Source organism: Micromonospora sp. DT228, from assembly GCF_049841595.1.
Taxonomy (GTDB): domain Bacteria; phylum Actinomycetota; class Actinomycetes; order Mycobacteriales; family Micromonosporaceae; genus Micromonospora.
In genome coordinates, this window is sequence record NZ_JBNCKO010000001.1 from 284,317 (window position 1) to 291,596 (window position 7,280).

A 7,280-nucleotide genomic window follows, 5' to 3' on the forward strand; every position below is an offset into this window, starting at 1 on the left:
CCGGGCCGGCTGCGAACAGCCGACCCGGTCGTTGCGGAGCGTCGATCAGTAGCGGTAGTGATCCGGCTTGAACGGACCCTCGGTCGAAACACCCAGGTACGCGGCCTGCTCCTTGGTCAGCGTGCTCAGCTTGGCGCCGAGCGCGCCCAGGTGCAGCCGGGCCACCTTCTCGTCCAGGTGCTTGGGCAGCACGTAGACGCCGATCGGGTACTCCTCGGTCTTGGTGAACAGCTCGATCTGGGCGATCGTCTGGTTGGCGAACGAGTTCGACATCACGAAGCTCGGGTGCCCGGTCGCGTTGCCCAGGTTGAGCAGGCGGCCCTCGGAGAGCACGATGATGGCGTGCCCGTCGGCGAAGCGCCACAGGTCGACCTGCGGCTTGATGTTGACCCGCTCGACGTCGGAACGCTTGGCCAGACCGGCCATGTCGATCTCGTTGTCGAAGTGGCCGATGTTGCCGACGATGGCCTGGTGCTTCATCCGGGCCATGTGCTCGTTGGTGATGACGTCGAAGCAACCGGTGGCGGTGATGAAGATGTCCGCCTGATCGACAACGTCGTCCAGGGTGGCGACCTGGTAGCCGTCCATCGCGGCCTGCAGCGCGCAGATCGGGTCCACCTCGGTCACCACGACCCGGGCGCCCTGGCCGCGCAGCGACTCGGCGCACCCCTTGCCCACGTCGCCGTAGCCCATCACCACTGCCATCTTGCCGCCGATCAGCACGTCGGTGGCCCGGTTGATGCCGTCGATGAGCGAGTGCCGGCAGCCGTACTTGTTGTCGAACTTGCTCTTGGTCACCGAGTCGTTGACGTTGATGGCCGGGAAGAGCAGGGTGCCCGCGCGGTGCATCTCGTAGAGCCGGTGCACGCCGGTGGTGGTCTCCTCGGTCACGCCCTTGATGCCGGCGGCGATCCGGGTCCAGCGCTGGCCGTCCTCGGCGAGCGAGCGGTGCAGCACCTCCAGGATGACCGCGTACTCCTCGGAGTCGGCGGACTCGACCGGCGGGACCGCCCCGGCCTTCTCGAACTCGGCGCCCCTGTGCACGAGCAGGGTGGCGTCGCCGCCGTCGTCGAGGATCATGTTGGGGCCCTGCCCGTCCGGCCAGGCGAGCACCTGCTCGGTGCACCACCAGTATTCCGGGAGGGTCTCGCCCTTCCACGCGTAGACCGGGACGCCGGCGGGGGCGTCGGCGGTGCCGTTCGGGCCGACGACGATCGCCGCGGCGGCGTGGTCCTGGGTGGAGAAGATGTTGCAGGACGCCCAGCGCACCTGCGCGCCGAGGGCGACGAGCGTCTCGATCAGCACGGCGGTCTGGATGGTCATGTGCAGCGAGCCGGTCACCCGCGCGCCGGCGAGCGGCTGCGCCTCGGCGAACTCCCGGCGAATCGCCATCAGGCCGGGCATCTCGTGCTCGGCGAGCTGGATCTCCTTGCGCCCGAACTCGGCGAGCGACAGATCCGCCACCTTGAAGTCGCCTTCGGCGAGGGTGCTCGGCCGGGCCTCGGACGGCGTACCGCTGGGGGACGCCGGGAGGGTGCTGGTCATGAAAGCTCCTGTCGAACGATGTCTGCGCCGACCCTCCACCTTACGCGCGCCTCGGACATGTGTCCGGCACGGTCGGCAGACAGCGCACGGGGCGGTCGGTGGTGAACGGACTTTCCCGCCCACGTCCCGCCCGCCCCGCGCATCCCCCCGGTTTGGTTCCCCGCACGTTCTCGGACCGTCGTCGCGATAACGCTGCGTACTCATAGAGTCACACTCGGGCAACTCTTCGTCAAGCTATTCCGGAAAAGTCGGACTTGTGTCGTCGGTGGCGGGCGCCTGTCACCGCAATCCTGAGGTCGCCACGTACGCCTCGCCGTCGCCACAGATCCGCAGCGGCTCACCGGCCGCGGTGCCGATCGCCGCCTCGCCGGACGCCAGCGTCACCGCACCGGCGCCGTCGTCCACGGTGACCGCGCCACCGGCGCAGAGCACCACCCGAGGGCCGGGCAACGGCAGCGTGACCGAGGGCACCGTCGCGCCCACCCGCACCCGGTGCAGCGCGAAATCGTCGACCGGCACGGGCCACCAGTCCACACCCGGGCCCACCGGCAGCGCGGCTCGCACCGGCGCGTCGAGCACCTCGAAGCGCAGCACCCGCAGCAACTCGTCGACGTCCACCCGCTTCGGGGTCAACCCACCCCGCAGCACGTTGTCGCTGGCCGCCATGATCTCCACACCACAGCCGCTCAGGTAGGCGTGCAGGTTGCCGGCGGGCATCCAGATCGCCTCCCCCGGCACCAGCCGGACGTGGTGCAGCAGCAACGCCACAAGCACGCCCGGATCCGCCGGGTACGCCTTGGCCAGCCGGTGGGCCAACTCCGCGTCCGGGTTGTCGACAGAGGCCGCCAGAACGCCACCCAGCAACCCGTCGCGCTCGGCGACCGGCCAGCCGAGCAGCGTCCGCACCGCCGTGCGCAGCCCCGCCGGCCCGGCCCGCAACGCGGCGACCACAGGCGCCAACTCCGGTACGCCGAACGCGGCGAGCGCCTCGGCCGACTCCGCCGGATCCCGAAAACCGCACAGTGCCTCGAACGGAGTGAGCGCGACCAGCAGCTCCGGCTTGTGGTGCGGGTCGGAATAGGTGCGCTGCCCCTCGGGAAGCCCGGCCTCCGCCGCGTAGCCCGCCCGCGCCTGTTCGGCGTCCGGGTGGGCCTGCAGGCTCAGCGGAGCGTCGGCCGCCAGCACCTTGAGCAGGAACGGCAGTCGACTGCCGAACCGCTCGGACACCCGCTGACCGAGCCACTGCCCCGGCTCGTCCCGCACCAGGTCGCAGAGGCTCACCCGCTGGCCGGCACGGTCCACGTTGGCCGGAGCGCCCGGGTGGGCGCCCAACCACAGCTCGGCCTCGGGCCCCGCGCTGGGCACCACCCGACCCTGCAGGAGGGCGATGGCCGAGCGGGAGCCCCAGGCGTAGTCGCGGATCGGTCCGTAGAGTGGCTCCACAGGTCAGCCCCCGGGCCGCCCGGTCGCCTCGGCCGCCTCGCCCGACGCGTCCTGCGGCACGGCGGTGCCGGCGGCCGCGCCGGTGCCAGCCTCGGCGGCGGCGGCGCTGTAGACGTCCGGCTCCAGGTAGATCACCCGGGCGATCGGCACCGCGGCGCGGATCCGCGCCTCGACGGCGTTGATGCCACGGGCCAGGTCGTGGGCGCTCTCCCACTCCGGAACGGCGATCTTGGCGGCCACCATCAGCTCTTCCGGGCCCAGGTAGAGCGTCTTCATGTGGATGATCCGCTCCACCTCGGGGCCGTCGGTGACGGCCCGCTCGATGGTGGCCAGTTCGGACGCCTCGGCGCCCTCACCGAGCAGCAGGCTCTTCGTCTCGATGGCCAGCACGACGGCGATGACGACAAGCAGGATGCCGATCATCGCGGTGCCCGCGGCGTCCCACCGACCGTTCCCGGTGATCAACGTCATCCCGACACCGAACAGGGCGAACACCAGACCGACGAGCGCCCCGAAGTCCTCCAGGAGCACGACCGGCAGCTCCGGCGCCTTGGCGCGGCGGATGAAACGCACCCAGGACTGGTTGCCCCGGACGTGGTTGGACTCCTTGATGGCGGTCCGGAAGGAGAACGACTCCATGATGATCGCCGCCACCAGCACGATCACCGGCACCGCGTGCCACTTGGTGATGCCGTGCGGGTCCGCCCACTTGTGGTACGCCTCGTAGAGCGCGAACAGGCCACCGATGCTGAACAGCACGATGGACACGATGAACGCGTAGATGTAGCGCTCCCGGCCGTACCCGAACGGGTGTTCCGGGGTGGCCGCCCGCTTGGCCCGCTTGCCGCCGAGCAGCAGCAGGCCCTGGTTGCCGGAGTCGGCGACCGAGTGGACCGACTCAGCCAGCATCGACGACGAGCCGGTCAGCAGGAACGCTGCGAACTTGGTGACGGCGATGCCGATGTTGGCCAGCAGGGCGGCGACAATCGCCTTCGTCCCACCGTTGGCGCTCATGCCACCGCTCCGCTTCGCGTCGTGGCGACCCGAGACGCCCCGCTGCTGAGCCACCTGGTTCGCTCGCTGCGCTCGCTCACGCCACCGCTCCGCTTCGCCGCACGAAGCCAACCGGTCCGCGCATGCCGCGCCGCCCCCTACGGTCGTTCACTGGTTCGACAGCTCCTTCATCTCGGTGATGGCCGGAACGGCCATCGGGTCCAGCCCGTGGGCCAGGGCAAGGTAGATCGAGGCGAAATCCGGGACCGCGATGAGCGAGGCCAGCCGCTCCAGGGCGGAGCCGCCCTCGGCGGTCACCACGTCGCACCGCACGCCACGGCGCTCGGCGAGGGTCTGCACCGCGTCCGCACGGCGCTCCTCTACGGCCAGCGGCTCGTCGGTGTCGTCCTCGGCGTTGAGCCCGCCGTCGCGCAGCAGCACCAGCCGCAACCGGGTGCCCTCGCCGTCGTCGTCGTCGGCCGGGTCGGCGAAGATGTCCCGCTCGCCCTCGGCCAGGCCGCCGAAGACGCCGTCGAGCAGCCCGACGCGACCTCGCCCGGCCTCGCCGAGCGCCCCGGTGACCACCGGGTAGCGGGCGTTTGCCGACAGGGTGTCGCCGAACCGGCGGGCGGCCACGGTGGCCAGCGGGGACGAACCCCAGACGATCGGGATCGAGCCGGCCAGGCCCAGCGCCAGTGACTTCGCCGGGTTGACGAAGGACTCCGCGGCGGAGCGGCAGCGGTCGGCGTCCGCGTCGAGCCGGGCTGCGGTCTCCGCCAGATCCGCCTCGTTGACCTTCACGAGCCCGAGCGAACGGGCCGCGAGCAGGACCGGCACGGTGAGCGCCCAGAGGCTGGCTCGGGCCGGGGCACGCCGGGGCACCGGAATGAACGGCGCCCGGGCCTGCTCGGCGATCGACTGCAACTGCGAGTCGGGGGCGCCCACGGCGACCAGCCGGGCACCCCGCCGGTGCGCCGCCTCGGCGGCACCGAGTGCCTCCGGGCTACGACCGGAGGCGCTCACCGCGATCACCACGTCCGCCGCGCCCACCCAGCCGGGTACGCCCGCGCTGCGGTGCCCGATGATCGGGACCGGGCAACGCGGGCCGGCGACCGTGGCCAACACATCCCCGGTACGCCCCGCGGTGCCGATGCCGGCGATCACGACGGCACGGGGGCGCCCGTCGTCGGCGAGGACCGCCAGGTTCGCCTCGGCCGCCAGTGCGGCGCTCTCGCGCACCTGCGCACCGGCCGACGCCGTGTGCCGGAGCATGCCGCCCGGGTCGTGCTCGGCCAGCGCCTCCGGGTTGTCGAGCAGGGCCTCGTCGGCATCGCGACGACCGCTGACCCCGGCCGTACCGTCGATCATGAGGACTGCCCAGGGCCGCCGCGCGCCTCGTCGAGCAGCAGCACCGGCACGTCGTCGCGGACCTCGAAGATCCGGCCACACTCCGTGCAGGTGAGCGTCTGCGCTTCGGCGTCGTAGGTGAGCGGGGCGTGGTGCGTGTCCGGACAGGCGAGAATCTCGAGCAACTGCGGATCCAGGGCCATGGCACGGCTCCTTCCACGTGTGCGGCTTACCGGCGGCGGTGCCGACCGGCGCAGGCGATCTTATCGGCGAACGCGGTCGAGCACGTCGTCCCGGAGCGAGACCATCCGCTCGCGGGTGGGCGCCTCGACGTTGAGCCGCAGCAGCGGCTCGGTGTTGGAGGCGCGCAGGTTGAACCACGCGCCGTCGGGGAAGCGCAGGGTGAGCCCGTCCATCTCGTCGGCCACCGCGTCGGGGTACGCGGCCCGCACCTCGGCCACCGCCGCCGCCTGGTCGGCCACCGTCGAGTTGATCTCGCCGGAGGCGATGTACCGCTCGTACTCCCCGGCCAGCACGGACAGCGGCAGCGACTGCTCGCCCAGCGCGGCCAGGGTGTGCATCGCCGCGAGCATCCCGGTGTCGGCGAACCAGAAGTCCCGGAAGTAGTAGTGCGCGGAGTGCTCGCCGCCGAAGACGGCATTGGTCCGGGCCATCTCCGCCTTGATGAAGGAGTGCCCGACCCGGGCGACCACAGGCTTCCCACCGTGCTCGCGAATGATCTCCGCGACCGCGCTGGAGGTGATCAGGCCGTGGATCACCGTGGAACCGGGGTGCTTGGCCAACTCGCGCGCGGCCACGAGGGCGGTGATCGCCGACGGTGAGACCGGCTCGCCACGCTCGTCCACCACGAAGCACCTGTCGGCGTCGCCGTCGAAGGCCAGCCCGATGTCCGCCCCGTGCTCCACCACCGCGCGCTGGAGGTCGACCAGGTTCGCCGGATCCAGTGGGTTGGCCTCGTGATTGGGGAAGGTGCCGTCCAGCTCGAAGTAGAGCGGCACGATCTCCAACGGCAGCGGCGACAGGGCGGTGTCGCCCAGCACGGTGGGGACGGTGAAGCCACCCATCCCGTTGCCGGCGTCGACGACGACCTTCAACGGCCGGATGCCCGAGAGGTCGACAAGCTTGCGCAGGTAGCCGGCATAGTCGGGGAGCAGGTCACGCCGCTCCGCCGGCCGGGTCGGCGCACCGGCCGGGCGGGCTTCGCCCGAGTCCAGCAGCGCCTGGGCCTGCTCCCGGATCTCCGCCAGACCGCTCTCCTGGCCGATCGGGCGAGCGCCGGAGCGGCACATCTTGATGCCGTTGTACTGGGCAGGGTTGTGACTGGCGGTGAACATCGCCCCGGGCAGATCGAGCGAGCCGGACGCGAAGTAGAGCAGATCGGTGGAGGCGAGCCCGATCTCGATAACGGAGCGGCCCTCGGCCCGTACGCCGGCGGCGAACGCGGCGGCCAGACCGGGCGAGGTGGCGCGCATGTCGTACCCGACGACCACCGCGTCGCCCGGCTCCTCCGTGGAGTTGAGCAGCTGGGTGAACGCGGCTCCCAGCGCCTCGGCGGCCCTTTCGTCCCACTGGTCCGGCACCGTCCCTCGGACGTCATAAGCCTTCACAATCTGGGACAGATCAGACACGTGTTCCACTCCTTGGCCGCAGGTAGACACCGAGCCTGAGCGTAACGGAGGGTCCGGGCCGAGCCCCGCTCAGCCGGGGAGCCGGGGCATGATCACGGTGCGCCCGCCATCGTCGGGGGGCGGATCCCCGGGCAGCGGTCGCGATTCCGGCGCTCCCGGCATCGGCTGCGTCGCCTCCGGGGGCGCACCGGCGGCGGGTCGGGCGCCGTAGACGCCACCGGCGGCCGGGCGCGGGGACGGCACGGCACCCGGACCGGCAGCGGGGTGCGTCGGCATGACGCCCGGACCGGCAGGCGGGTACGG

The 7,280-nt window shown here is 71.7% G+C and carries 6 protein-coding genes and 1 pseudogene; all 7 read right to left on the minus strand.

What is annotated here, in order from left to right; translation table 11 throughout:
* Positions 1-45 precede the first annotated feature (45 nt).
* Positions 46-1,545: an adenosylhomocysteinase gene (gene ahcY / locus ACLQ29_RS01235; protein WP_425769820.1), complete on the minus strand. Its 1,500-nt coding sequence runs from the start codon at positions 1,543-1,545 to the stop codon at positions 46-48.
* A 279-nt stretch (positions 1,546-1,824) separates the two neighbouring features.
* Positions 1,825-2,988: a mannose-6-phosphate isomerase, class I gene (gene manA / locus ACLQ29_RS01240; protein WP_425769821.1), complete on the minus strand. Its 1,164-nt coding sequence runs from the start codon at positions 2,986-2,988 to the stop codon at positions 1,825-1,827.
* Positions 2,989-2,991: 3 nt separating this feature from the next.
* Positions 2,992-4,002, minus strand: coding sequence for a cation diffusion facilitator family transporter (locus ACLQ29_RS01245; RefSeq protein WP_425769822.1), 1,011 nt, complete (start codon positions 4,000-4,002; stop codon positions 2,992-2,994).
* A 147-nt stretch (positions 4,003-4,149) separates the two neighbouring features.
* Positions 4,150-5,349 carry an SIS domain-containing protein gene (locus tag ACLQ29_RS01250; protein WP_357557692.1) on the minus strand — a complete coding sequence of 400 codons (1,200 nt, stop codon included), beginning with the start codon at positions 5,347-5,349 and terminating at the stop codon, positions 4,150-4,152.
* Positions 5,346-5,531 carry a Trm112 family protein gene (locus ACLQ29_RS01255; protein ID WP_091394023.1) on the minus strand — a complete coding sequence of 62 codons (186 nt, stop codon included), beginning with the start codon at positions 5,529-5,531 and terminating at the stop codon, positions 5,346-5,348. Before ACLQ29_RS01255 ends, ACLQ29_RS01250 begins: the two co-directional genes overlap by 4 nt.
* A 60-nt stretch (positions 5,532-5,591) precedes the next feature.
* A complete protein-coding gene (locus tag ACLQ29_RS01260; RefSeq protein ID WP_425769823.1) occupies positions 5,592-6,977 on the minus strand; it encodes a phosphomannomutase/phosphoglucomutase in 1,386 nt (461 codons plus the stop codon).
* 69 nt (positions 6,978-7,046) lie between these two features.
* Positions 7,047-7,280, minus strand: a pseudogene (locus ACLQ29_RS01265) (hypothetical protein); the annotation flags it as partial.